20 protein-coding genes and 9 tRNA genes are annotated in these 25,696 nt (G+C 46.8%); 9 read left to right on the forward strand and 20 right to left on the reverse strand.

The features are described from left to right. Positions 1–6: 6 nt before the first annotated feature. The 9 genes from ViNHUV68_RS12925 to tsaE form a co-directional block, all read right to left on the reverse strand. On the reverse strand, positions 7–192 hold the full coding sequence (locus ViNHUV68_RS12925) for a DUF2065 family protein (RefSeq protein ID WP_391088459.1): 186 nt from the start codon (positions 190–192) through the stop codon (positions 7–9). 58 nt (positions 193–250) lie between these two features. Further along, a complete protein-coding gene (hflC, locus tag ViNHUV68_RS12930; protein WP_038176111.1) occupies positions 251–1,231 on the reverse strand; it encodes a protease modulator HflC in 981 nt (326 codons plus the stop codon). Between the two features lie 2 nt (positions 1,232–1,233). After that, entirely contained in the window at positions 1,234–2,415 is a 1,182-nt protein-coding gene (gene hflK / locus ViNHUV68_RS12935; RefSeq protein WP_038176112.1) for an FtsH protease activity modulator HflK, read from the reverse strand. A gap of 45 nt (positions 2,416–2,460) precedes the next feature. Next, positions 2,461–3,750 (reverse strand): ribosome rescue GTPase HflX, encoded by a 1,290-nt coding sequence (gene hflX, locus ViNHUV68_RS12940; protein WP_038176113.1) that lies wholly within the window; start codon positions 3,748–3,750, stop codon positions 2,461–2,463. 42 nt (positions 3,751–3,792) lie between these two features. Further along, the gene (gene hfq / locus ViNHUV68_RS12945; protein WP_038176114.1) at positions 3,793–4,056 is read right to left on the reverse strand and encodes an RNA chaperone Hfq; all 264 of its coding nucleotides are present in this window, start codon (positions 4,054–4,056) and stop codon (positions 3,793–3,795) included. A gap of 187 nt (positions 4,057–4,243) precedes the next feature. Beyond that, positions 4,244–5,194, reverse strand: a complete 951-nt coding sequence (miaA, locus tag ViNHUV68_RS12950; RefSeq protein ID WP_038176115.1) for a tRNA (adenosine(37)-N6)-dimethylallyltransferase MiaA — start codon at positions 5,192–5,194, stop codon at positions 4,244–4,246. After that, positions 5,191–7,137: a DNA mismatch repair endonuclease MutL gene (mutL, locus tag ViNHUV68_RS12955; RefSeq protein ID WP_391088463.1), complete on the reverse strand. Its 1,947-nt coding sequence runs from the start codon at positions 7,135–7,137 to the stop codon at positions 5,191–5,193. Before mutL ends, miaA begins: the two co-directional genes overlap by 4 nt. Positions 7,138–7,151: 14 nt before the next feature. Beyond that, positions 7,152–8,873, reverse strand: a complete 1,722-nt coding sequence (locus ViNHUV68_RS12960; protein ID WP_391088465.1) for a LysM peptidoglycan-binding domain-containing protein — start codon at positions 8,871–8,873, stop codon at positions 7,152–7,154. Continuing rightward, positions 8,867–9,331, reverse strand: a complete 465-nt coding sequence (tsaE, locus tag ViNHUV68_RS12965) for a tRNA (adenosine(37)-N6)-threonylcarbamoyltransferase complex ATPase subunit type 1 TsaE (RefSeq protein ID WP_038176120.1) — start codon at positions 9,329–9,331, stop codon at positions 8,867–8,869. Before tsaE ends, ViNHUV68_RS12960 begins: the two co-directional genes overlap by 7 nt. 199 nt (positions 9,332–9,530) lie before the next feature. On the opposite strand from tsaE, the gene queG reads away from it, so the two are divergent. After that, positions 9,531–10,643, forward strand: a complete 1,113-nt coding sequence (gene queG / locus ViNHUV68_RS12970) for a tRNA epoxyqueuosine(34) reductase QueG (RefSeq protein WP_391088466.1) — start codon at positions 9,531–9,533, stop codon at positions 10,641–10,643. 795 nt (positions 10,644–11,438) lie between these two features. Here queG and ViNHUV68_RS12975 read toward each other — a convergent pair. The 9 genes from ViNHUV68_RS12975 to ViNHUV68_RS13015 all read right to left on the reverse strand — a co-directional run bounded on the left by ViNHUV68_RS12975 (position 11,439) and on the right by ViNHUV68_RS13015 (position 12,997). Next, a tRNA-Gly gene (locus tag ViNHUV68_RS12975) sits at positions 11,439–11,514 on the reverse strand. Positions 11,515–11,636: 122 nt separating this feature from the next. After that, positions 11,637–11,713, reverse strand: a tRNA-Met gene (locus ViNHUV68_RS12980). Between the two features lie 180 nt (positions 11,714–11,893). Then, positions 11,894–11,969, reverse strand: a tRNA-Gly gene (locus tag ViNHUV68_RS12985). A gap of 122 nt (positions 11,970–12,091) precedes the next feature. Continuing rightward, positions 12,092–12,168 (reverse strand) — tRNA-Met (locus tag ViNHUV68_RS12990). A gap of 56 nt (positions 12,169–12,224) precedes the next feature. Then, a tRNA-Gly gene (locus ViNHUV68_RS12995) sits at positions 12,225–12,300 on the reverse strand. 123 nt (positions 12,301–12,423) lie between these two features. Beyond that, positions 12,424–12,500: transfer RNA gene (locus ViNHUV68_RS13000), tRNA-Met, on the reverse strand. A 179-nt stretch (positions 12,501–12,679) separates the two neighbouring features. Beyond that, a tRNA-Gly gene (locus ViNHUV68_RS13005) sits at positions 12,680–12,755 on the reverse strand. Positions 12,756–12,786: 31 nt separating this feature from the next. After that, positions 12,787–12,863, reverse strand: a tRNA-Met gene (locus ViNHUV68_RS13010). Positions 12,864–12,921: 58 nt separating this feature from the next. Continuing rightward, positions 12,922–12,997, reverse strand: a tRNA-Gly gene (locus ViNHUV68_RS13015). Positions 12,998–13,422: 425 nt separating this feature from the next. Between ViNHUV68_RS13015 and ViNHUV68_RS13020 the strand changes: the two genes are divergently transcribed. Further along, positions 13,423–14,010, forward strand: coding sequence for a hypothetical protein (locus tag ViNHUV68_RS13020; RefSeq protein ID WP_391088467.1), 588 nt, complete (start codon positions 13,423–13,425; stop codon positions 14,008–14,010). A 75-nt stretch (positions 14,011–14,085) separates the two neighbouring features. On the opposite strand, the gene orn is transcribed toward ViNHUV68_RS13020, so the two are convergent. After that, positions 14,086–14,631, reverse strand: coding sequence for an oligoribonuclease (gene orn, locus ViNHUV68_RS13025; RefSeq protein WP_038176057.1), 546 nt, complete (start codon positions 14,629–14,631; stop codon positions 14,086–14,088). Positions 14,632–14,758: 127 nt separating this feature from the next. Here orn and rsgA point away from each other — a divergent pair, with 127 nt between their 5' ends. From rsgA to ViNHUV68_RS13060, 7 genes are all read left to right on the forward strand, one after another. After that, a complete protein-coding gene (rsgA, locus tag ViNHUV68_RS13030; RefSeq protein WP_038176055.1) occupies positions 14,759–15,814 on the forward strand; it encodes a small ribosomal subunit biogenesis GTPase RsgA in 1,056 nt (351 codons plus the stop codon). Positions 15,815–15,925: 111 nt separating this feature from the next. Next, entirely contained in the window at positions 15,926–16,804 is an 879-nt protein-coding gene (gene asd, locus ViNHUV68_RS13035; RefSeq protein WP_391088468.1) for an archaetidylserine decarboxylase, read from the forward strand. Positions 16,805–16,984: 180 nt separating this feature from the next. After that, positions 16,985–18,400, forward strand: a complete 1,416-nt coding sequence (locus tag ViNHUV68_RS13040) for a DASS family sodium-coupled anion symporter (protein ID WP_391088470.1) — start codon at positions 16,985–16,987, stop codon at positions 18,398–18,400. Between the two features lie 282 nt (positions 18,401–18,682). Next, positions 18,683–20,563 carry a methyl-accepting chemotaxis protein gene (locus ViNHUV68_RS13045; RefSeq protein ID WP_038176050.1) on the forward strand — a complete coding sequence of 627 codons (1,881 nt, stop codon included), beginning with the start codon at positions 18,683–18,685 and terminating at the stop codon, positions 20,561–20,563. Positions 20,564–20,635: 72 nt separating this feature from the next. After that, on the forward strand, positions 20,636–21,523 hold the full coding sequence (locus ViNHUV68_RS13050; RefSeq protein WP_038176049.1) for a DMT family transporter: 888 nt from the start codon (positions 20,636–20,638) through the stop codon (positions 21,521–21,523). A 240-nt stretch (positions 21,524–21,763) separates the two neighbouring features. Continuing rightward, on the forward strand, positions 21,764–23,296 hold the full coding sequence (gene gpmM, locus ViNHUV68_RS13055; RefSeq protein ID WP_391088473.1) for a 2,3-bisphosphoglycerate-independent phosphoglycerate mutase: 1,533 nt from the start codon (positions 21,764–21,766) through the stop codon (positions 23,294–23,296). 156 nt (positions 23,297–23,452) lie between these two features. After that, positions 23,453–24,589: a DegQ family regulator gene (locus ViNHUV68_RS13060; protein ID WP_391088475.1), complete on the forward strand. Its 1,137-nt coding sequence runs from the start codon at positions 23,453–23,455 to the stop codon at positions 24,587–24,589. Positions 24,590–24,656: 67 nt separating this feature from the next. Here ViNHUV68_RS13060 and ViNHUV68_RS13065 read toward each other — a convergent pair whose 3' ends face one another. After that, positions 24,657–25,613, reverse strand: a complete 957-nt coding sequence (locus tag ViNHUV68_RS13065; protein ID WP_391088477.1) for a DHH family phosphoesterase — start codon at positions 25,611–25,613, stop codon at positions 24,657–24,659. Between the last annotated feature and the right edge of the window lie 83 nt (positions 25,614–25,696).

Genomic DNA, 25,696 nt, shown 5'->3' on the forward strand with positions numbered 1-25,696 from the left:
GCAAGCTTAGCTAAACACATACGCGATTACTGCCCCAGCGACCACTAAGCACCCTCCAATCCGTCTCAATTGAGTGTCGGGTTGTTGGCTCAGTTGTGCCACCATCGTGCGCCAACCATTCGGTGCAATCAAAGGTCCCAACCCTTCGACGATCAATACTAGCCCAAACGCTATCCATAGTGAGTTCGACATAGTTATCCCAATAAAAATAAAGGCTCCCAGAGGAGCCTTTATGCTAGCAATAATTTGCTTATTTCGATGTGCCACCAGCAGCATTGTTCATGTACTGGAAGAAATCACTTTTCGGATCAAGGACCAAGATGTCACTCTTATCTTTGAACGACGATTGGTATGCACGTAGTGAACGGACAAAGCTAAAGAATTCTGGATCTTTATTGTACGCCCCAGCATAGATACTCGCCGCTTCCGCATCCGCACCACCTCGTGTTACTCGAGCGGCTCTGTCTGCTTCAGCAAGAATGGTTGCTACTTCAAGCTCGGCTTGCGCACGGATTATCTCCGCTTGCTCACGGCCTTGAGAACGGAACTGTCTTGCGACTGATTCACGTTCAGCTCTCATGCGGTCATAGATTGACTTACTGATACTGTCTGGAAGGTTAATTTTCTTCATGCGGAAATCGAAGACATGAATACCTAAATCTCCCATTGCGTCTTGACGCGTATCGTTGAGCACGTTTTTCATGATGATATCGCGCTCACCGTCGACTTCTAAGGCCTCTTTCGCGGCTACAGTGGTCACGACTTCGCTGTCAGCGCTATCCGGCAGGATGTCATCATTACGAGGGCCTGAAACGATCTGTTTAATTTCACGTGAACCGATTTCAGAACGCAACACATCGGTCACTTTACGGCTCAGTAGTGCTTGAGCAGTTGATGAGTTACCACCGCCTGTCGCCAAGTAGTACTGACCAAAGTCTTCAATGCGCCATTTCACGTAGGAATCGATAATCACGTCTTTTTTCTCAGACGTTACGAAACGGTCAGAGCGGCCATCCATGGTTTGGATACGTGCATCAAGCGTTTTGACGCGGTCAAACAGTGGCATTTTGAAGTGCAAGCCCGGCTCGTAAATTCGCGCGATCTCGTTGTTGTCTTTCAAAACACGACCAAATCGAATTACGATACCGCGTTCACCTTCTGGGATCACGAATAGCGACATTAGCATTAGTGCTAGTGCAACGACTAATACAGGGATCATTAACTTACGCATTCTTAATATCTCCCTTGACGTGAAGTAGAGCGAGATGTTGAGTCATTGCTCTGGTTGCTCGATTGTGGCTCAAGCTCGATCTGATCATAGGTTGATGTGTCTTGCATTGAACGATTTTTATCGTTCTGGCCACCCGTCAACTTATCGATCGGTAAGTACAATAGGTTACCGCTCGACTCTGAATCAATCAGCACTTTAGAGGTATTAGAGTAAACCTTTTCCATCGTATCTAAGTACAGACGGTTACGAGTTACTTCTGGCGATGCTTGATACTCTGGTAGTAGCTTTTCAAATTGTGCCACTTCACCTAACGCACCGTTAGTCACTCGCTCACTGTAACCCTGAGCTTCTTTAAGTAGTCGCTCTGCGCGACCTTTCGCTTTAGGAATAATGTCGTTTTGATAAGCTTCTGCTTCACGCTTGAATCGTTGCGCGTCCTCACGAGATGCGGTGGCATCATCAAAGGCATCTTTCACTTCTTCAGGCGGACGAGCGTCTTCAAAGTTAACTGCGACAACTTCAATACCCATGTCGTAGCTATCCACGATATCTTCAAGGGTAATCTGTGTATTTTGACGAATCGACAAACGACCACTCGTTAGAATGCTATCCATTAATGAATCACCTATAACGGCGCGCAATGCAGAGTCGGTTGCTTGGCGTAAGCTGTCGTCAGCATTGGTAACACGGAATAGGTATTTGTATGGGTCAGCAACACGGTACTGAACATCCATCGCAACGGTTACCACGTTTTCATCTTTAGTGAGCATTAGGCCTGATGAACGTAGCGAACGAATTGCCTGTACGTTAACCGCCGTCACTTCGTCGATGAAACGAGCACGCCAGTTCAAACCAGGATCGACCACACGATCGTACTTACCAAGACGTAGCACAACGCCACGCTCTGCTTCACCAATAGTGTAAAAGCCAGAAAAGGCCCAAATCGCAATTGCGATAACAGCGACAACACCAAAACCTAGTGCTCCACCGCCGCCCATAGGCATGCCTTTACCACCCTTACCACCAAACTTTCCACCTAGTTTCTGACTTAGTTTATTAAACACTTCATCTAAGTCTGGCGGTCCTTGATCACGGCCACCTTTGTTACCACGATTATTATTACCCCAAGGGTCATTATCGCGGCCGTTGTTGCCGTTGTTATTACCAGGCTCATTCCACGCCATTAGAAAGCTCCATCATTTGATATGACGTTATACTTTAGCAGTCATTTAAGTAACTATAAAGTCACGAAAAACTGCCCCTTCTCTTTTTTCAAGTCTAGACCAATCTACCTGCTGCATTCGAACTTCGATCAACAAGTTACCATCTTGGTCATATTCTTCTCGTTGAATACATTTCATCTGGAAGAATGTACTACGGATCCGCCCTTGATATTGTGGCGGGATTCGCAATTGATACTGAACCATTTGGCTGGCAAGTCGCTCGGTGAGCGCATCAAACAGCAATTCAATACCAATCCCTTCCATCGCAGAAACCCAAACCGTACGGGGAATACCGTCCTCATCACGGTCGATACGTGGTCGCTGCCCTTCAAGGTTATCAATTTTGTTCATGACGGTTAAGGAAGGCACCTCATGGGCGTCTATTTCCTCAAGCACTTCATCAACAGCTCGAATATTCTCACGAAAACGCTCGTCACTGGCATCAACAACATGTAACAAAATGTCAGCTTCTTGGGTTTCCTGTAATGTTGCTTTAAATGCGGCCACAAGATCGTGCGGCAAATGGCGAATAAATCCTACGGTGTCCGCCAAGATTGCTGGCCCAACATCCGCTAATTCTATCTTACGTAATGTCGGGTCCAAAGTAGCAAATAGTTGGTCGGCCGCGTACACACCTGCTTCGGTGATACGGTTAAATAGGGTCGACTTTCCGGCATTGGTATAGCCAACCAGTGAGATGGTTGGTATTTCGGCGCGGTTTCTAGCTCGGCGACCTTGTTCACGTTGTTTGGCCACTTTATCTAAGCGGCGCAATATCGCTTTAATACGATCACGCAATAGACGTCGGTCAGTTTCTAGCTGAGTTTCACCTGGACCACGCAAACCAATCCCACCTTTCTGTCTTTCTAGGTGAGTCCAACCACGGATCAGTCGGGTAGATATATGTCGCAGCTGAGCGAGCTCAACTTGCAATTTACCTTCGTGAGTTCGTGCGCGCTGAGCAAAGATATCGAGGATCAAACCAGTACGGTCTAACACACGGCATTGGCACAGTGCTTCTAGGTTGCGTTCTTGGGCAGGAGAGAGGGCGTGATTAAAAATCACAATATCAGCCTCCATCAATTGCACTGAATGAGCAATTTCTTGGGCTTTACCCTCACCGACATAGTACTTAGGGTGTGGTGTCTGGCGACTTCCAGTTACGATTTGTAACGCAGAGACGCCAGCTGAAGAGACCAGCATTTCAAACTCGCTGAGATCTTCCCACTCCCCTTGTTGCGTGAAGTTGATATGAACAAGTACGGCTCGCTCACCGGCTTCATAACGGTCAAACAAGCAATCAACTCCTTAATGGACTGTTTAGGTTATTTAGAATAATTAATCTTCTGACTTCTCTGGTTGACGCTCACCTTGTGGACGCTCACCGTTGTGATGATTCACTGGACGAGCAGGCACAACTGTAGAAATAGCATGCTTGTAAACCATTTGGTTAACTGTATTCTTCAGCAAGATCACAAACTGATCAAAAGACTCGATCTGGCCTTGTAGTTTAATTCCGTTTACAAGGTAGATAGATACAGGAATACGTTCACGACGTAATGCATTTAAGAATGGGTCTTGTAAAGATTGCCCCTTAGCCATTTTATTTTCCTTATTTTGTAATTCTGTTTTAGTTATTTAGCTAGTGGTGCCCGGCACAAAAGGTGTGCCCTTTGCTCTGAGCTAAACGAATAAAATAACACCCTGTTGTTACTTGTTATGGTGGTTAAACACTCAAATTTCAAGTAACGGATCCTTCACAGGATGGATTCACGCAAAAGCGATCACATTATACACAGCTAAAACCTTCAGATGCTATGGCATTTGAGACAGTTTCGAGTGCCTGTTCAATGTTTTCACTATCTAACCAAGTTAAATTATCCCAGCTGCGCAACCAGGTAATTTGTCGCTTGGCCAATTGGCGGGTTGCACAGATGCCCTTAAATACAGCGTCATCAAGTGTGCATTTCCCTTCCAAATAGTCCCACATCTGTCGATACCCCACACAACGGATCGATGGGAGATCAGGATGAAGATCGCCGCGTGCATACAGTGTACGCATTTCATCTTCAAAGCCCGCTTCTATCATCTTCTCGTAGCGTAGTTCAATACGACGATGGAGTTCTGCCCTTTCCTTGGGAGCAATAGCAAATTGTTTGACTCTAAACGGCAGGCTTTCCCCTTTGGTTTGAGTCAACTCAGTAAGAGTTTTACCTGAAATTCGATAAACTTCCAATGCCCGCGATAACCTTTGTGGATCATTGGGGTGAATTCTCTCGGCTGAGACAGGATCAATTTGCTTCAGTTGATCGTGCAACTGATCCCACCCAATAGTCAACGCTTGTTGTTCAATTTGCTGACGAATTTCAGGGTTTGCCGCAGGAAGTGGTGATAATCCCTCTAGCAGCGCCTTGTAGTAAAGCATCGTGCCGCCGACCAAAAGGGGAATTTTACCCTCAGCAACAATCTGGTTCATTTCATGGAGAGCATCACGACGAAAATCGGCGGCCGAATAAGACTCACTCGGGTCTAAGATATCAATCAAACGATGGGGCGCTTGTGCTTGCTCATGCGCATCGGGCTTAGCGGTACCAATATCCATGTCTTTGTAGATCAACGCGGAGTCGACCGAGATGATCTCAACCGGGTATTGCTGGCGTAAACGAATCGCTAGATCAGTTTTGCCTGATGCGGTTGGCCCCATTAAAAATAGCGCCAAAGGTAATTGTTCGTTATTCATAACTCTAAAGCTGCAATCGTTGCAGAAAAATCTATCGGCCTAACAAATGTCGTATCACTCAATGGCAACCGACCCTGCCACAATTGTTCAATATCAGACACCATTTGAATCGCTTCTGACAAAGTGTAGTCGCTTTTCACTTGGGTAATATGATCGCAGAGCCAATTGGCTAACTGAGTATGACTCAATGACTGTGGCTCGCTAGTATGCGAGACGGCGTAAGATAGCAGATCTGGTACCAGTTGTTGTAAGTTTTGTTGCCTCAGCGGCTGCGGAACGCCCATTACCATCAGGGCTTTATTACTGCGCGCTTTAAGCTCAATACCGAACTGATTCAATAACGGTGCAAAACGCTCTGCCGCGCCGAGTAGTGATTCATCGAGCTTGAGTGACAAAGGAACCAAAAGAGGCTGACTGGTTAAGTTACCTTGATCAGTCGCTAACTGCCCATTGACCCTTAACCATTCTGCGCGCGCTAAATTGACCAGACGAGCACCATTTTTATCACCCATCACCAAGTATTGACCTTGGACGATGGTTATCGCCTTACCTAACGCTTCGACCACATCAAGCTCAGGTTGTTCAACCTGCGGCGCACTTTTCTTCAACGTCGCTTCAACTGACGGCTGCGATGGGGTTTTGAGTAACTCTTGATAAGCACGAACTTCCTGTTTGCGCGGCGCAGGCTCACCATAACGTTCGGTGACTCTAGGCTTACTTGCTGGACGAGGTTCGCTCCATTCACTGCGCGGCTTGGCCTCTCGTACATGCTCACGGTCACGCTGGTAGTCATTACGTCCCGGATAGGCAGGTACCGACTCAATCGCTTGCTGCTCTTGAGCAAAATGAGACGACGACGAAGACCTTGGCTCAAGCTGTTGCTCGGGCTGTTGCTGCGACTCAACATGAAAAGCCGAAGCGGTTTGCTCAGTTTTGGTGATGTGCGCACTTTGTGCTAACGCATCACTTAACGCTTGGTAGATAAAGTCGTGAACTAAGCGTCCTTGATGAAAACGGACTTCATGCTTAGCCGGATGCACATTCACGTCCACTTGATGTGGATCGAGCTCGATAAACAACACATAGGTAGCAAATTGATCAGGACGAAGGCTGGTTTCATAACTTTGACGAATCGCGTGGTTAATCAGCTTGTCGCGCATCATCCGCCCGTTGACATAGCAATATTGCAAATCGCTTTGCTGGCGAGCGCCCTCAGGTGTAGTGATCCAGCCATGCAGCTTAAGACCTTGATGCTCAAGCTCTATATTAAGCATGTGGCGTACGAATGCACTGCCGCACACTGCCGCAATACGCTTTTCGGCTTGCGCCTCATTTTTTGCCGCTCGGTATTGTTTGACCAACTTACCATTGTGTTTAAGGTTGATCGTGACATCGAATCGACTCAATGCAATACGTTTAACAAGCTCGTCAATATGAGCAAATTCGGTTTTCTCGGTGCGAAGAAACTTACGTCGTGCCGGGGTATTAAAAAACAGATCTAACACCTCAACGGTCGTACCGATAGGGTGCGCCGTAGGCTGCAGTTTTACCTGCATGTCACGCCCTTCACTGTAGGCTGACCAGGCTTGATCTTGCGTCGCTGGACGTGAGGTCATGGTTAAACGTGCGACCGAGCTAATACTGGCAAGCGCTTCACCACGAAAACCAAGGCTAATAATCGCTTCAAGATCATCTAAGGTATGAATCTTCGATGTCGCGTGACGGCTGAGCGCCAACCCTAACTCATCTTTGATGATCCCTTTGCCGTTATCGCGCACACGGATCAATTTTGCGCCACCTTTGTCGATATCTACATCGATACGAGTAGCGCCAGAGTCGAGACTATTCTCAATTAACTCCTTCACCACAGAAGCCGGTCTTTCAACGACTTCTCCTGCGGCGATTTGGTTGGCAAGACGGGCTGGGAGGATCTTAATTGTCATCGCGACCACTCATGTTAGTTATGCGGAATGATCAACACTTGGCCAACCGCCAGTTGATCGGAACGTAACTTGTTTGCTTGACGAATACTGTCGACACTTACGTCATATTTAGAGGCTATTTTACCCAGGAATTCACCGCGTTGAACTTTATGCTTACGCAGTGGCTGATCCTTTAAGCTAACCGTGACCTTGAGTTTTTGCCCAAGCTTCAAGGTATCAGATTTCAAGCTATTTTCGCGCTTGATCTCGGCAACTGAGACCTTATATTTACTGGCAATCTTACCTAAGTATTCACCGCGTTGAACCACGTGCGTCAGTGTTTTAGTTTCGACTGGATTTTTGATCTCTGGCACTTTGATCGCGCTTTTCGCACCTGGTATCACCAAGATTTGTCCAATCGCTAGACTGCTGCTCTTGAGCTTATTCGTCTGCATGATGGCTTTAGTCGACGTACCATATTTACTGGCAATCACTGATAATGACTCACCACGCGACACCTTATGCTTAATACTTTTACCACGATTAGCAAATAAAGTTCCCTCTGGAGGGTTATCTTCAAAATACTGAACGATAGCTTTGGCCAAAGAGCGGGCTAGCTTGTCTTGATGGCTACGCTGAAACAGTAGTTTTTCTTCGCTCGGGTTTGAGATAAAGCCGGTTTCAACCAAAACCGACGGAATATCTGGTGATTTTAGCACCGCAAGACTAGCGTTAACGGGTTCTTTCTTATGTAAGTAGATTCCCGCACGGCCCATCTCACGTAAAATATTGGTCGCGACTTTATAGCCCTCTTTTTGGGAATGACTAAATTGCAGATCGAGTAGCGTTTGACTGATATTGCGATCGCTGTTGTTTTTGGCAAGCACTTCCCCAGCCCCACCAAGCAGTTGGGATTGCTCTTCATGATTCTCAACCCAGCGGGCAATTTCTGAGTTAGCACGGCGCGTATTGAGGACAAACACCGAACCACCACGCGGCTTGGGTGAATGAAATGCATCGGCGTGCACCGAGACTAATAAGTGTGCTTTATTTGTGCGGGCAATGGCTGAGCGCTTATTTAGATTGAGATAATAATCGCCACCGCGCGTCAGTACCGCTTTCATGCCCGGAACCATGTTAATCTGGGCGGCGATCTTTTTTGAGACGGCGAGCGTGGCATGTTTCTCATATTTACGTGTTGGCCCGATTGAACCAGGGTCTTCGCCCCCATGTCCAGCATCGATCGCCACCACAATATCAGCCGTTCCTAGCAGTTGAGATGCATCACGACTGACAGTAGCCTGACTGGTCGAGCTCTTGGTTTCAGGCGCAGCTGACGACGTTTGATGGGGTAAATCAAGCACCAAACGATGACCATATTGACCACCAGGCGTGGGAGCAAGTTTGAAAATTTGCGCTGTCGATTTTTTTTTCAGTTCAAACACCAAACGATAAGTGCTCTTTTCTGGTGGCGAGCTGTTACGAATTTTTTTTAATACTGGGCTATCTGAAACCGTCAGCGGTAATTGGGTACTAAGTGACGTTTTTTTCAGATCAACAACCAAGCGTTCAGGACTTGAAAGGGTAAAAAAACTGTAATCCGCTTCTGATTGAAGATCGATGACCACGCGAGTTTCATCAGGAGATGGCCATACTCGGATCCCTTCCAAAGTATTGGCAAATGCCAAGTTTGACAACAAACTTAGCCCGAGTAAAACGGGCAATAACGCCAACCTCAATACAATGCGCTTCAACATAGCTCCAACTGTTCTAATAACTGACATCCATAAGGATTGTTGGCCGTAAGCTCAACAATACGCTGCTCACCGTGATAACGCAGAACAATATCCAAATCCGCCTCAGGCAATAAACCAACGCCCTTCTCTGGCCACTCAACCAAACAGATTGCATCTGGAGTGAAATAGTCGCGGATCCCCATAAACTCTAATTCTTCCGGATCAGCTAAACGGTAGAGGTCAAAGTGATAAACCTGCCAATCTGCTAGTTGATAAGGTTCTACTAAGGCATAAGTCGGGCTCTTTACGTTACCTTCATGGCCTAACGCACGCACAAATCCGCGACTGAACGTGGTTTTCCCTGCACCAAGATCACCATGCAGATAAATGGTTGTCTGCTGCGAACACAGTTGCGCTAAAGCAGTCCCCAGTTGAATCGTGGCTTGTTCATCTTGAAGGGCAAATTGTTTTGTGGTCATGAAGATCAATCTCTACGCTGTGACTATATAAAAATCAAAAGAACAGGAATAGTAAACTGGGTTTGAATTGAGAGACAAGCGATCTTGTGTTAGTAAAACGAAAAATCGTCAATTTATCTCGCTTTTCCGATTTTTCCTCGCTAGATCCCTGATATAAGATCCGTTAAGATCCCGCCCCCTTAGTGAGGAGCACATCAGCATGAACGAACAACAGCTCGCAGACAAGATCAAAATCTGGGGCCAAGAACTTGGCTTCCAGAAAGTGGGCATATGCGATGTCGATCTATCCGAACATGAACAAGCACTACAAGCATGGCTTGATGCAGGCTTTCATGGTGAGATGGATTGGATGGCTCGTCACGGGATGATGAGAGCGCGCCCGGCGGAGCTACTCCCCGGAACACTGCGAGTCATCAGCGTACGAATGAACTATCTGCCTCCGCAAGCTGAGTTTGCCGCCAACCTCGCCAATCCAAGTCAAGCCTATATTAGCCGCTACGCGCTCGGACGTGATTATCACAAACTGGTGCGTAATCAGCTTAAAAAACTCGGTCAAAAAATCGAACAGGAAATGGGAAAACTCGGCTATCGACCTTTTGTTGACTCTGCGCCGATCTTAGAGCGTCCACTGGCCCAGAAAGCGGGATTAGGTTGGACAGGAAAACATTCACTGATTCTTGACCAAGACGCGGGGTCATGGTTTTTCCTTGGTGAGCTACTGGTTGACATACCACTACCAGTCGATGAGCCGAGCAGCAATCAATGCGGCAAGTGCAAAGCATGCATTACCTCTTGCCCGACCCAAGCGATTATTGATGATGGTATCGTTGATGCGCGCCGGTGCATCTCTTATCTCACAATTGAATTTGATGGCGTCATTCCTGAACAATTCCGCCGTGCGATGGGTAACCGTATTTATGGCTGCGATGATTGCCAGTTGGTCTGTCCGTGGAATCGATTTGCTGAGCTGACTGAACAGAGTGATTTTCATCGTCGTGAGACTTTAACCAAAAATGATCTTGTCGAGCTGTTTCTTTGGGATGAAGAGACCTTTCTTAACAAGATGCAAGGTTCGCCCATTCGTCGTATCGGCCATATTCAATGGCTAAGAAACCTCGCGATCGCGATGGGTAACGCCCCTTACTCTCAGGCTATCGTTGATGCACTTATAAAGCGTTTGGGCATTAGTGGCTTAGTTGATGAGCATATTCATTGGGCTTTGCAACAGCAACAAAGTCAACTGCCTTACTCTTCGACACAAACCCAACGTTTAATCAGAATCGTCGAGAAAGGGTTACCTAGGGATGCATAATGCTTGCCGGATCGTAGTGTTCAGAACTTGATTTAGTTCCAAAAATCATAATGTGGAAAAAAAAGAGCAGCATTGGTTATTTGCTTGCGGTTAGAGAAGTTAACCACATATCAAATAAATGACTAGGATCAACAAACAATGACTTAATGATCGAGCGCTATTTGGTTAAAAACACAAACAAAAACAAATTAACCCTTCAAAATCAGCAACTTAATAAAATAATCGTCATCATCATCTGTTTAAAAAAAACAAAAAGATCGTTTTAGTCAAGTGTTATGCATAAATAAATTTCAGCTTACCCACCAAGTTATCCACAATTCATATTCTGTGGATAAGTCTGTTGACGAATGTGTGATAGCCTAGCTAGGATGGTGCTTACCATCAATCTACAATAAACACTTTACGTGCTGAGAGATTAAATTCAGACATAAAAATGTCCACCTAATTAATAGGAGGACTATTGGCTTTTTGGGGTTCATGCTTCTCAGCATTAGATAAAGAGCGGTGGCCCTGAGGCCGCTTCAAGTGATTCACTTGAGGAAGATTTGGAGCGACACACGAGGTTTCCTATTCATAAGCAGAAAGGCGTGACCTCAACCTTGGTAAGGTTGCGCTCGTTAAACTGAGCGAGTGTCGCATGTCATTGTTAAGCACAATGAAAGCTATCAACTGGAGCGACACACGAGGTTCCCTATTCATAAACAGAAAGGCGTGACCTCAACCTTGGTAAGGTTGCGCTCGTTAAACTGAGCGAGTGTCGCAATGTCACTGTTAAGCACAATGAGGGCTATCAACTGGAGCGACACACGAGGTTCGAACTCGTGACCTCAACCTTGGCAAGGTTGCGCTCTACCAACTGAGCTAGTGTCGCATATCAACAGCCAACGCTATTGATTAAACGTACTTGCGAGGCCGAATGTGAATCCGTGACCTTCGCGAGGTTTTATGAATAGCTGAGCCCGACGAGCTAGCGAATCACAACACCTTTGAATGTGGTTGCGGGGGCTGGATTTGAACCAACGACCTTCGGGTTATGAGCCCGACGAGCTACCAAACTGCTCCACCCCGCGTCCGAATTGTATTCACCGTTCGGTACGATGAGAACCTGACTTTCTAATAAAGAAAGTGGAGCGACACACGAGGTTCCCTATTCATAAACAGAAAGGCGTGACCTCAACCTTGGTAAGGTTGCGCTCGTTAAACTGAGCGAGTGTCGCATGTCATTGTTAAGCACAATGAAAGCTATCAACTGGAGCGACACACGAGGTTCGAACTCGTGACCTCAACCTTGGCAAGGTTGCGCTCTACCAACTGAGCTAGTGTCGCATATCAACAGCCAACGCTATTGATTAAACGTACTTGCGAGGCCGAATGTGAATCCGTGACCTTCGCGAGGTTTTATGAATAGCTGAGCCCGACGAGCTAGCGAATCACAACACCTTTGAATGTGGTTGCGGGGGCTGGATTTGAACCAACGACCTTCGGGTTATGAGCCCGACGAGCTACCAAACTGCTCCACCCCGCGTCCGAATTGTATTCACCGTTTGGTACAATGAGAACCTGACTTTCTAATAAAGAAAGTGGAGCGACACACGAGGTTCGAACTCGTGACCTCAACCTTGGCAAGGTTGCGCTCTACCAACTGAGCTAGTGTCGCATATCAACAGCCAACGCTATTGATTAAAACGTACTTGCGAGACCGAATGTGAATCCGTGACCTTCGCGAGGTTTTATGAATAGCTGAGCCCGACGAGCTAGCGAATCACAACACCTTTGAATGTGGTTGCGGGGGCTGGATTTGAACCAACGACCTTCGGGTTATGAGCCCGACGAGCTACCAAACTGCTCCACCCCGCGTCCGAATTGTATCACCGTTTGGTACGATGAGAACCTGACTTTCTAATAAAGAAAGTGGAGCGACACACGAGGTTCCCTATTCATAAACAGAAAGGCGTGACCTCAACCTTGGTAAGGTTGCGCTCGTTAAACTGAGCGAGTGTCGCATGTCATTGTTAAGCACAATGAAAGCTATTAACTGGAGCGACACACGAGGTTCGAACTCGTGACCTCAACCTTGGCAAGGTTGCGCTCTACCAACTGAGCTAGTGTCGCATATCAACAGCCAACGCTATTGATCAAAATGTGGTTGCGGGGGCTGGATTTGAACCAACGACCTTCGGGTTATGAGCCCGACGAGCTACCAAACTGCTCCACCCCGCGTCCGAATTGTATCACCGTTTGGTACGATGAAAACCTTTCCTGCTTCTCTAGAAGAGATTGGAGCGACACACGAGGTTCGAACTCGTGACCTCAACCTTGGCAAGGTTGCGCTCTACCAACTGAGCTAGTGTCGCATCAACAACGTTTCCGTCGTTCAGGGCTGCGAATTATAAGAGCATTTTTTTGTGATGCAAGTCCTTCATGCAAAAAAAAATGTTTTTTTTTGCATGTGAGCAAAAAGCGCACAGCAATTGCTTAAATAGCTTGAAATTCACACAAAATACGCGAAGGAAAATCATCTCAGTTGCTCACAAGCTACAAAATGGGATGTTGACCTGCCTTTTTAATCATCTCCATCGCAGTGCTGAGTAATTTTATATATAACGGACAGCTCTCTCTTTGATGCGCTCAATCATTAACATGGACGTGATGTGGTATGCACTTTTGCAGTTTTCGTTTCAAAACACCTTTGCTCATCATAGTCATGCTTGCGGTTTCAGGGTGCGGTTCTCTACCCAAGCCTGTGCGCAACCTTGGAAAAAGCGATGTAGATTTTGTAATGGATACCCATGCGCGTCAACTCAAAATACACATTGCCGAGCTAACGCGTAAGCTGTACGTACGTAATCCAATTCAACTTAGTAAAAACCCACACGCGACCATTGAAAGTCGGATTGAGCAGATTCTAGGGCCTAAAGACCAAATCGAACTACCGCCATTGGTTTTTGATGAGCTTAATGGGTTAACTAGCATTGATGCCATATTGCTGAGCTTTGAGCAGGATTACGAAGGTGATCGCGTGTTTGCGGCGATGGTAGGGTTAGCTGAGATGCTCCGTCGCTCTTACAACCACCAGCAAGAGTTTTTTATTCTAGATTCACTTGACGAGCAAGCGCTGTACAACAGTGCCAGAAACATCGAAATTTTTGTCTGGCGTCTCTATCACCGCAGGGACGCATTGGGCAATCCACTCATCTTTACCAATGACACCGATGAACAAGGCGGCGATTTTAGCTTTGACCGCTTGTTTACCAAAATGGTCACGATCCAAGACATGATGGCGTTGATTGTGGCCGACAAAACCAATCGCAGCATTACCAAAGTGGCCCATGGCGTTGCACAATTTGTCTTCTTACCCATTCCCTAAAAACACACAAAGCCGCACTATGGGGTGCGGCTTTGTGAGCAATTTAAATCTGTATAACAGACTGGAACACGACGACTAGATGCTGAAAATCGTTTTTCGATAGTACTGCAGTTCTGCAATCGACTCGCGGATATCATCCAGCGCTAGGTGGCTACCTTGCTTGCTAAATCCGTCCAAAACGTCTGGTTTCCAACGGCGTGTCAGCTCTTTCAGAGTGCTGACATCAATGTAACGATAATGGAAATACTGCTCCAACTGCGCCATATGTTTGTACAAGAAACGGCGATCTTGGCCTATGCTATTGCCACAAATTGGCGATTTACCTTTTGGTACCCACTGTTCCAGAAACGCGATCGTCTGGCGAATCGCCTCTTGCTCATCAATATTACTGGCTCGAACACGTTCCACCAACCCACTGCCTGTATGAGTTGTCGTACACCACTCATCCATTTTTTGCAGCTCTTGTTCAGATTGATGAATAGCAAGTACTGGTCCTTCAGCTAAAATATTCAGTTCACTATCGGTGACTATGGTGGCGATTTCGATAATTTTGTGAGTTTCCGGGTCTAGCCCTGTCATCTCTAGATCCACCCAAATTAAATTTTGATCGCTAAAGGACATAAATCGTTGCCTATTGGTTTTGCGCTAAAAGAGGTACTATACCCAAATTCCGATCCCCAAGATAGTTTGAGATAGAGGCTGTCACTCAGGGGTCACTCGATAAATTAAACAATTGAAGTAGAGAAACGTGGCTAAAAAGAAAAAGCTAACCAAAGGTCAGGTCAGACGTGTACGTCATAACCAAAGACGCAAACTCAAACAAGAAGAGACCATTCAATGGGATGAGTCCATGTTGGGGAGTAGCAAAGCAGGCCTGGTTATCACTCGTTTTGGACAACACGCCGACATCGAAGATCTCGACACTGGTGAAGTTCAACGCTGTAATCTTCGCCGTGGTATCGAAACATTGGTCTCGGGTGACAAAGTGATTTGGCGCGCGGGTTTAGAATCGATGGAAGGTATCAGTGGCGTTGTGGAAGCGGTTGAGCCTAGAACCTCAGTACTGACTCGTCCTGACTATTACGATGGCTTAAAACCCGTTGCAGCGAACGTTGATCAGATTGTCATTGTCTCTTCGGTACTTCCGGAACTTTCTCTTAATATCATCGATCGCTACCTCGTTGCCGCAGAAACACTGCAGATTTCACCGCTGTTGGTTTTAAATAAAATCGACTTACTTGAACCACAGCAGTTGAGTGAGTATAAACAGGCGCTAAGTGAGTACCAACGGATCGGTTATAAGGTTTTGTTTGTCAGTAAACAAACCGGAGAAGGCATTGCTGAATTGGAAGCCGAACTGGCCGATCGCATTAATATTTTCGTTGGCCAATCTGGCGTGGGCAAATCAAGCTTAGTCAATGCGTTAATGCCACAATTCAACATTGAAGAAGGCGCGGTTTCAACCAACTCTGGTTTAGGCCAACACACAACCACCGCCTCTCGCTTGTATCATATTCCGACCGGGGGCGATCTGATTGATTCACCCGGGGTGCGTGAATTTGGTTTATGGCACCTAGAAGCCGAAGAAATTACCAAATCATTTATTGAATTTAGACCTTACCTTGGTGGCTGTAAGTTCCGTGATTGTAAACACAATGACGATCCTGGTTGCGCACTACGCCAGGCGGTCGAAGACGGTGAGATTAATAAAACTCGCTTTGCAAACTATCACCGCATTTTAGAAAGCATGGCTGAGATGAAGGCAAACCGACAGTACTCACGCAGCAAAAAAGCCGATTTGTAGCCGCAAATTTGTAAGCAAACGCGCGCAACTGCTGACATTTACGAGCAAGTTGAGTAACATCTCGCGCCCAGAAACTCGTCAATCGTACACATAACATTGGAATTGAACACAATGGATAAGATTAAAGTTGGACTGCAATATTGGATCCCACAGCATGGTCTAACACGCCTTATGGGCAAGCTCGCATCCGCGCAAGCTGGCGGTCTGACAACAGCAGTCATTCGCTGGTTCATTAAACAATATAACGTCAATATGGCAGAGGCTTTGCACTCAGATCCGAAGCACTTCAAGACGTTTAACGAATTTTTTGTTCGTGAGCTCAAGCCTGACGCACGACCAATTACAGATGATGAGTCTGTGATCACTCACCCGGCAGACGCTTGCGTGAGCCAATTCGGTCCGATTACTGATGGTCAGTTGATTCAAGCTAAAGGCCACAACTTTAGCGCACAAGAGCTATTAGGTGGCGACGGCACATTAGCCGCTGAATTTGCAGACGGCGAGTTTGCCACGCTTTATCTGTCACCACGTGATTACCACCGCGTGCACATGCCATGTGATGGTACCTTACGTCAGATGATTTATGTTCCTGGCGACCTGTTTTCGGTTAATCCACTCACTGCAGAAAACGTACCTAACCTGTTCGCACGTAACGAGCGTGTCGTCTCTATCTTTGATACTGAGTTTGGCCCTATGGCGCAGGTGCTCGTCGGTGCCACAATTGTTGGCAGTATCGAGCAAGTATGGGCAGGCACCGTGACTCCGCCTCGTGGTAACAGCGTGTACAAATGGGACTACCCAGCTCAAGGGAATAACGCCGTTATTCTCAAAAAAGGTCAAGAAATGGGCCGCTTCAAACTAGGTTCAACGGTGATAAACCTGTTTGCCAAAGGCGCGATTGAGTTTGATGAGACGATGCAAAATAGTCAGGCCACTGTGATGGGTACACCATACGCTCATGTGACGTCCACAGAGTATCAACAAGACTAACTGCCTTTTCTACCAAAGCTCTACTACTGGCCTCGCTTATGCGGGGCTTTTTTGATTCAAAGCAAATCCACGTGAACAAATTCAACTGTTTATCAAAATTCTAGGCTCGGTCGAAGACCTCAATATGATTGTAAATTAATCTATGAGCTGGCTTTTGTTTATCACGAGGTAGAATCCGCTATGCTCAAGGTTGAGTCTGGAATTCTAATAAAACTTTTAATCAGTTTCGCGATTCCTATTGGGGTACTATTCATGCCCATCGACTGGATTCCGATTGATGATCTAACCCTCATCCAGCATCGTTTGTTGGCTATCTTCTTGCTCGCGGCATTATTGTGGGTGCTTGAACCTGTTCCGGTGTTCGCAACGTCGATTCTGATCATCGCACTAGAACTGGTGATGATCTCGAATAAAGGGCTGCACCTGTTTCGTACGCCTCCCTCGGGACACGAACTCGGCGAGCTGATGAATTACACCGACATTTTTAGCGCCTTCTCATCACCGATCATTATTCTATTTATGGGTGGTTTTGCCCTAGCGATTGCGGCCTCTAAATACGAACTCGACAACAACCTAGCGCGCGTTTTACTGCGACCTTTCGGCCACCAACCGAAATTCATCATGCTCGGGTTGATGTTAATTACTGCTGTCTTTTCGATGTTTATGTCCAATACCGCGACCACAGTGATGATGTTAGCGCTACTCGGCCCGATTGTGGCCTCAGCTCCGAAAGGTGACATCGGCATCAAAGCTCTGGTGTTGTGTATTCCGATAGCGGCCAATACTGGTGGTATTGCGACACCCATTGGTACACCGCCAAATGCGATCGCATTGCAATATTTGACCGGCGAAAACGCCATCGACTTTCTTACATGGATGATGATGGGACTGCCCTTTGTTGTTATTCAGTTGACGATCGCTTGGTTCTTATTGCAAAAACTGTTTCCTTCTTCACAGCCGACCATGACGTTGAAACTCGACGGTCAATTTCAAAAAAATTGGCGCGCTATTGTTGTCTACATCACTTTTGCATCAACGATTTTATTGTGGATGACGACCAAACTTCATGGCATGAACACCTATGTGGTTTCCATTATTCCTCTCGCGGTTTTCACGTTGACTGGCATCATGGGCAAAGCGGAGCTGAAGCAGATCAACTGGGATGTACTGTGGTTGGTTGCTGGGGGGATTGCTATCGGGATTGGTCTTGACAAAACAGGCTTGGCATCGGCGCTAGCCCATGCGATCGACTATGAGTCTCTGTCACCAATCGCGGTCGTGTTAACCTTGTCACTCGTTTGTTGGATCATGGCAAACTTTATGTCGAATACTGCCACGGCCAACTTATTGATGCCGATTGCTGCGGCCATTGGCGCCTCGATGGAGAGCCTAGTCAGTGTTGGCGGTTTGCAAGGCTTGTTAGTGGTCGTCGCCTTCTCTGCATCATTAGGGATGATTCTGCCAGTTTCAACACCCCCCAACTCTCTGGCCTACTCTACCGGCCTTATTGAGAGCAAAGATATGGCAAAAACAGGCCTAATCATCGGTGTCATCGGCTTAGTGTTGGTTTACATCGGGGCACTGATTCTCACCTAAAATAACCGTGACCTCTGGTTTATGGACTAGAGGTCACATTTTGTTCAAATATCACTAAGCCGCCACACAGTGAATCTGCAATTCCATACTTAGATCAACCTAATCCATCAATAAGACATATAAAATAAATTCAATAATAACAATAACATCCAATTCAATTTTCAACGTGAGTCATTCTGGCGGCACAGATCAATTTGTCCATCAACGGTCCAATGCAGATGCGGCAAATTCACTGCCACACCGCCCTTCTCGATTGATTGTCTAGTAACTAAAGGAAAGGCAATGAGAAATACCATTAAATTAAAAATGCAGATTGCGATAGCAATCGTCATCGCCATTGTTAGTGGCGTTCAAGCTTGGATCTCGGTAAGCCAACTCAAAAACGAGACAACCTCAGCCCTCAATAGTGAAATGGCTAATGTCAGCCATGCTACCTCGCGCTACATCAGTGACTGGTTAGAGATTCGCAGTGACATGATGTTAGCAAACGAAAAAGTCATTGTAGCGGCGCAAAACCCTGAACGTGAGATGTTAGTCACCAAGCGCGCCGGAGACTTTCTTTCGGTCTACGCTGGCTTTGAAGATGGTTCGATAGCCTACGGCGATAAAAGCGAAGATTGGCCTGCCGATTACGATCCGCGCACTCGCCCTTGGTATCAAGATGCAATGAAAGCCTCAGGGCTTATCTTAACCGAACCCTATCAAGACTTTGATGGCAGCATCGTCGTCAGTTTTGCCAAAGCTTTTACTGGCCAAAAACCTGGCGTACTGGCAGCTGACCTTACCGTCACTAACATTATCGATGAAGTGCTGAACGTTACGCTCGACAACGACGGTTTTACCTTTCTCATCGACGGCAACAACAACATTGTCGCCTATCAAGATGAAAAATTGAGCCAAAAGCCCGTCACCGAGCTAAACCCAGCATTAACGAGCAATACCATCGAGCAACTGATCGACAGCGCGCAAATCTCGACGATTCACTGGCCCAATCAAGGTGACAAGTTGATCTACATGATCAGCGTCCCTTCGACGGATTGGTCACTGGGCATCGTTGTCGATAAAACACTCGCTTTTGCATCGGTCAGTGAGCAGATTCAGTTTACGGCGCTCGCCTCACTGATACTGTATTTTGTGATTGCGACCTTTAGCACTTACACCATCACCAAGCTCCTTAAACCACTGCAAGACTTATCGGCTTCTTTATCACAGCTGTCAAAAGGGGAAGGAGACTTAACTCAGCGTATTGAAATTAAACGCCGCGATGAAATCGGCGAAGTCGCGGAGCACGTCAATCAATTTCTCGCGCAGATGCAAGCAATGATCAGCGGTATTATTCAACACAGTGACACGCTGGCAGCTCAAGCAGTACAAGCGAACCAACTATCACAGCAGTCATCGCATCAAGTTGAAGTGCAGCAAAATGATGTCAATCAAATTGCCACCGCGATCCATCAAATGTCAGCAACGGCCGCTGAGGTTGCGAGCCACGCTGAACTGACGGCAAACGCTTCACAGACCTCTTCGCTCGCCTGCCAAGATGGCCAACAAGTCATTCAGAAAAACCGTCAAGCGATTGTTGATTTGGCTGACCAAGTCATGGCCGCTGCGAGCGTCATTTCAGAGCTTGAAAGTAACACTCAGAGCATCAACCAAATTCTGTCTACCATTCAGGGAATAGCCGAGCAAACCAACTTGCTTGCCCTCAACGCAGCCATCGAAGCGGCGCGTGCAGGAGAACAAGGACGTGGCTTTGCCGTGGTCGCAGATGAAGTTCGAGTCTTGAGTCAACGAACCCATGGCTCGACCGAAGAGATTCGCAACATGATAGAGACGTTGCAGAACAACACTAAGCAAGCAGTTAATAGCATGCAGAGCAGTACCTCTTTGGCCGATACCAGTGTCAATTACGCACAACAAGCCGCAGAAAGCTTAGGCCGTATCACCGATGCGATTACCGAAATCAATGATATGGCGCTACAAATCGCTAGCGCGGCTGAAGAGCAACGTGCGGTCAGTGAAGACATCAGTCGTAACACTCAAGGGATTAAAGACGCCTCTGACGTACTTGCAGCACAAGCGATACAAAGCAGTGACAGTGCCGATAACATGCGTGAGTCTGCTCAGACCATGCGTAAAGAGGTCGGGCGCTTCAAAGTTTAAGGTTTGTTTTAACGCATTTTTAATGCATATTGTCAGCCATTACTGTTCCATATTCACAAGGATAACGTGTCGATGGGTTATGAATGGCTGGCATTGGCCGCGGCCTTTCTCTGGGCCGTGGCCAGTCTTCTCTCTGTCGTTCCGGCGCAACATTTAGGAACCTTTGCCTATAGCCGTTGGCGTATGGGTTGCACCTCAATTATCCTCGGTTCGATGGCGCTCTATACAGGGGGGTGGTCGAGCGTTGAACAAAGCGCTGTTTCTGCCATGATGCTCTCTGGTGTTATTGGTATTTTTATTGGTGACACGGCGCTGTTTGCTTGCCTAAATCGGATGGGCCCGCGACAAGCAGGCTTGCTGTTTTCTTGCCATGCTGTTTTCTCCGCGATTCTTGGCTACTTCCTGTTTAGCGAAACCATGACTCACATCGAGTTTATTGGCGCGCTATTGGTGTTTTCTGGCGTGCTGACAGCGATTTTCTTCGGCCGCAAAGGTCAAGCGGCCAATCAACTTGAATCGATTAAAGGCAATGTGTGGGCAGGAATCAGCCTCGGCCTCCTTGCGGCGTTATGCCAAGCTCTGGGCGGGATTATCGCCAAACCAGTGATGCAGACGGATATTGATCCGGTCGCCGCTTCTGCAATCCGAATGATGACCGCCTTTGCCGCTCACTGCCTGCTTTTCATCAGTGGCGTTAAATTGGCCCGAGCCACTTTGCCGATGAATATCAAAATCTTTGCTATTACCGCCGTCAACGGTTTTTTAGCCATGGCAGTAGGAATGACGCTGATTCTCTACGCTCTAAAACAAGGCAATGTAGGAATGGTCGCGTTACTCTCATCGACTACACCGATTATGTTATTGCCTATACTTTGGATTTATTCAGGAAAACGCCCCAATCGCTTCGCTTGGATAGGCGCGATGATGGCGGTCGCAGGGACAGGAATTCTGGTCGGTTAACGGCTATCTAGTTAATAGCCAAAACCGAATTTCTTTTTTCTGACCAGATGCGACAATAACCACTAACCGGCATTCGACGCAAACGAGTTGAAATCACGCCAATAGCGAGTAAAGTGAAAGATAGCAACGATATTTCCCAAACAATAATTGATCTTAACCTACAGTTTTGGTTAAAAAGTGTAGTAAAATTACGCTAATTTTGTTTCTAAAGTTATTTTGAAATTTGACGAGGTCATCACTATGTCAGCTAAGAAGCCAATGGCTCTAGTTATTCTTGACGGTTACGGTCACCGTGAAGATACCGCAAGCAACGCGATCGCAAATGCAAAAACACCTGTTTTAGACGGCCTTTTTGCTAACAAACCGAACACTCTTATCTCAGCTTCTGGTATGGACGTAGGTCTGCCTGATGGTCAAATGGGTAACTCAGAAGTGGGTCACACCAATATTGGTGCTGGTCGTGTGGTCTATCAAGATCTAACTCGTATCACTAAATCGATTGCAGATGGCGAATTTGCTCACACGCCAGCATTGGTTGAAGCGGTCGATGCTGCCGTCAAAGCAGATAAAGCAGTTCACATCATGGGACTAATGTCTCCAGGTGGCGTTCACTCTCACGAAGACCACATCTACGCAGCCGTTGAAATGGCAGCAGCACGCGGCGCTGAGAAAATCTACCTACACTGTTTCCTAGATGGCCGTGACACGCCGCCACGTAGCGCACAAAACTCACTACAGCGCTTCCAAGATCTGTTTGCGAAGCTGGGTAAAGGCCGCGTGGCATCTCTAGTAGGCCGTTACTACGCAATGGACCGTGATAACAACTGGGATCGCGTTCAAGTTGCTTATGATCTTCTAACTCAAGCTAAAGCTGAATTCACTTTCGATACAGCAGTTGCAGGCCTTGAAGCAGCATACGCTCGTGAAGAGAACGATGAATTCGTTAAAGCGACCGCAATCAAAGCAGAAGATCAAGAAGATGCAATCATGCAAGATGGCGATGCTGTTATCTTCATGAACTACCGTGCTGACCGTGCCCGTCAAATTACTCGCACCTTCGTTGCTGACTTTGATGGTTTCGAACGCGCGGTATTCCCTAGCACTCACTTCGTGATGCTCACTCAATACGCAGCTGACATCCCTCTTGCTACTGCTTTCCCACCAGCATCACTGGAAAACACTTATGGTGAGTGGCTCTCTAAACAGGGTAAAACTCAACTACGTATTTCAGAAACTGAAAAATACGCTCATGTGACTTTCTTCTTCAACGGCGGTGTTGAAAACGAATTTGAAGGTGAAGAGCGTCAACTTGTCGCATCACCAAAAGTGGCTACTTATGATCTTCAACCAGAAATGAGTTCTGAAGAACTGACCGAGAAAATGGTTGCCGCGATCAAATCTGGTAAATACGACGCGATCATCTGTAACTACCCGAACCCAGACATGGTTGGCCACACTGGCGTATATGAAGCGGCAGAAAAAGCCATCGAAGCTGTCGATGCCTGTGTTGGTAAAGTCGTTGCTGCTATCGAAGAAGTTGGTGGTCAAATGCTGATCACAGCAGACCACGGTAACGCAGAAATGATGGTCGATCCGGAAACGGGTGGCACTCACACCGCGCACACCAACCTACCCGTGCCACTGATTTACGTTGGTGACAAAGCGATTGAGTTCAAATCAGGTGGTAAACTGTCTGATCTTGCGCCAACGATGCTAGCGCTTACCGGCCTAGAGATCCCATCAGAAATGACTGGCGACGTGTTATTTAAGTAACCCTGTCTTCTCTGTTTCTAGCCCGGGCCTATGCTCGGGCTTTTTTATTGAAGTGAAATACCTCGCACTTCGACAAGTTTTGACTTTCCCCTTTCTTCTACACAAGAGGTTTGGGTATACTGATTCTCTCTCAGATAGTTAGGACATTCTTACTCAATGGTGGTGATTGCAAACCGGATACTCTTAGCCAAAAGAACAGCTTTTGCGCTCGGATTGATACTATCCACCTGTTACCTAACTCCTAGCTATTCGGCTAGCAATGATGAGCTTAAAGGCGTAAGTGGCGAAATCTCTCGTCAAAAGCAATCACTGTCGAGTCAGCAAAACAAGCTTGATACGCTACAGCAATCGCTTAAAAACCAAGAGATTTCTATTAACCGCATAGAAAATGAAATTAAGCAGACTAAAGCCTCGTTAGCCAACACCAACAGCAATATTGATCAGCTAGAAAGTAAAGTTCTTAATCTTGAGCAACAAAAACAGGCGCAAAGCGACAAACTGGCCGCGTTACTGCAAACCTATTATGTCACCCAAAGAGCTAAGTCTTCTACCAAGATCCTCAATCAAGGTGTCGAAGAAGATAGGATCAGCCAATATTTCCAAAATTTGGCCAAACAACGCGCCAAAACCATCGCCGAACTTGAAACCGTGGTGACTGAGCTGGCCAATAGTCGTGAGCAGTTGGATCTCGAAAAACAGCAGATCACGACGTTGCTCAAACAGCAAACCAATAAGCGCGATCAATTAGCCAAAGCTCAGTCACAACGCAAAGGCACTGTCTCCAAAATCCGCAACAGCATTTCCAACGACAAAGTCTACCTATCAGAGTTGCAACGTAATGAAACACGACTCAAAGCGGAAATAGCCAAAGCCGCCAAACGCAATTCAGTCCCTATGGATGGTTTAGCACGTCAAAAAGGCAAGCTACCATGGCCGTTAAAAGGGCAAACTCTGCACAACTACGGCACGCGCCAAACTGGGCAAATTAATTGGAAAGGGATGGTGATTGACGCAAACTATGGTCAGGCAGTGAAATCCGTCTATTCAGGCACTGTCGTGTTTGCTGACTACTTACGTGGCTATGGCTTAGTGGTGTTGCTTGACCATGGTAAGGGCGATATGACTCTTTATGGTTTTAACCAAAGCTTGCTGAAAAAAGAGGGCGACAAAGTCACGGCTGGGGAAACCATTGCCCTAGCCGGAGACACAGGCGGCCAACCACAACCCTCACTCTACTTCGAAATTCGCCGCAACAGTAAAACACAAAATCCAAAGTCTTGGCTCACACGCTAAGCCTCATATCATGGTGATTTTACTGCCGCATCATGGCCTATTGTGCAGCATGCTGATGCCAGCCTAGCTAGCGGTAATAACCTTCTACCGCATCGATAAAGGCCGAGACTTGCTCTTTCGCCAACGCATTGATACCCGCTGCTGCCGCGCGACCGCCTCCCGATGAAAACTGTGAGCAGATATCACCAGCTCCGTGCTTATTATTTAAAGGCGCTCGCAGCGAAACGGTATAAGTCCCATCTGAATTTTCGGTAAGTACCGCATGTGCAGCATGAGGGGCCTGGTTCGTCAGCAAGTTGCCATAAACACCGCTAATACGACGTGAGGAAGCTTCATTAGGCAGCTCAAACACTGCTAACAACTCGCTTTGATATCGTGGTGCGACAGCAAGCGCTTTCGCCATATCTTGCTGATAAGCGGACTGCAGCGCTGCAAATGGCGAATGTTGATCAGCGATAACAGCAAAAGGATCATCATAAGCCAAAAGCTGTTTAAACAAGATGGCAGGATCAAAATGTAGGTCTTTAAGTTCGGATCCATAACCATTGTAGTTGATCAAGGTTCCTAACTCTTTTAACTGAGCTTTCTGCTCTGAGTTCAAACCCGCTTTTGCCGCCAAATCATCGGCTTTCGCGATCAAGTTGTCGCCATAAGCGGCCGTAATCGCCCAAGTATGGAAACGCCCCTCTAGTAACGTATCGACAATCAAAGCGGTGCACGTATTGGCATCTAAGTCGATATGCGCGTCTAAATTGGGATGAGAGGGAATCTCGCCAGCTTTATGATGATCGGCATAAAACACATGCGCGCTAGCTGCGAGGAGCTTTTCTAGCGCCGCTTTGTTGCTCTCCATCGAGATATCTAATACCGTCACCGTGTCTCCAGCAGCAACAGCGAGCTTCTCAAGCAGTTGAATATCTCGCTTAACCCCAGTCACCAACGTTGAGACTTTTGGCTGAGCCAAACGCAATTGAAGCAGCGCGATGATGCCATCTGCATCACCATTAAAAACATCGTAGTGCATAAAATAAACCGATTAAAATATCTCTCGATACTTTAATCGGTTAGCAAACGGGGAACAATGTGAATTGGTTATATCTTAGCTAA

This window comes from Vibrio sp. NH-UV-68 (genome assembly GCF_042940635.1).
Classification (GTDB): Bacteria; Pseudomonadota; Gammaproteobacteria; order Enterobacterales; family Vibrionaceae; genus Vibrio; species Vibrio pacinii.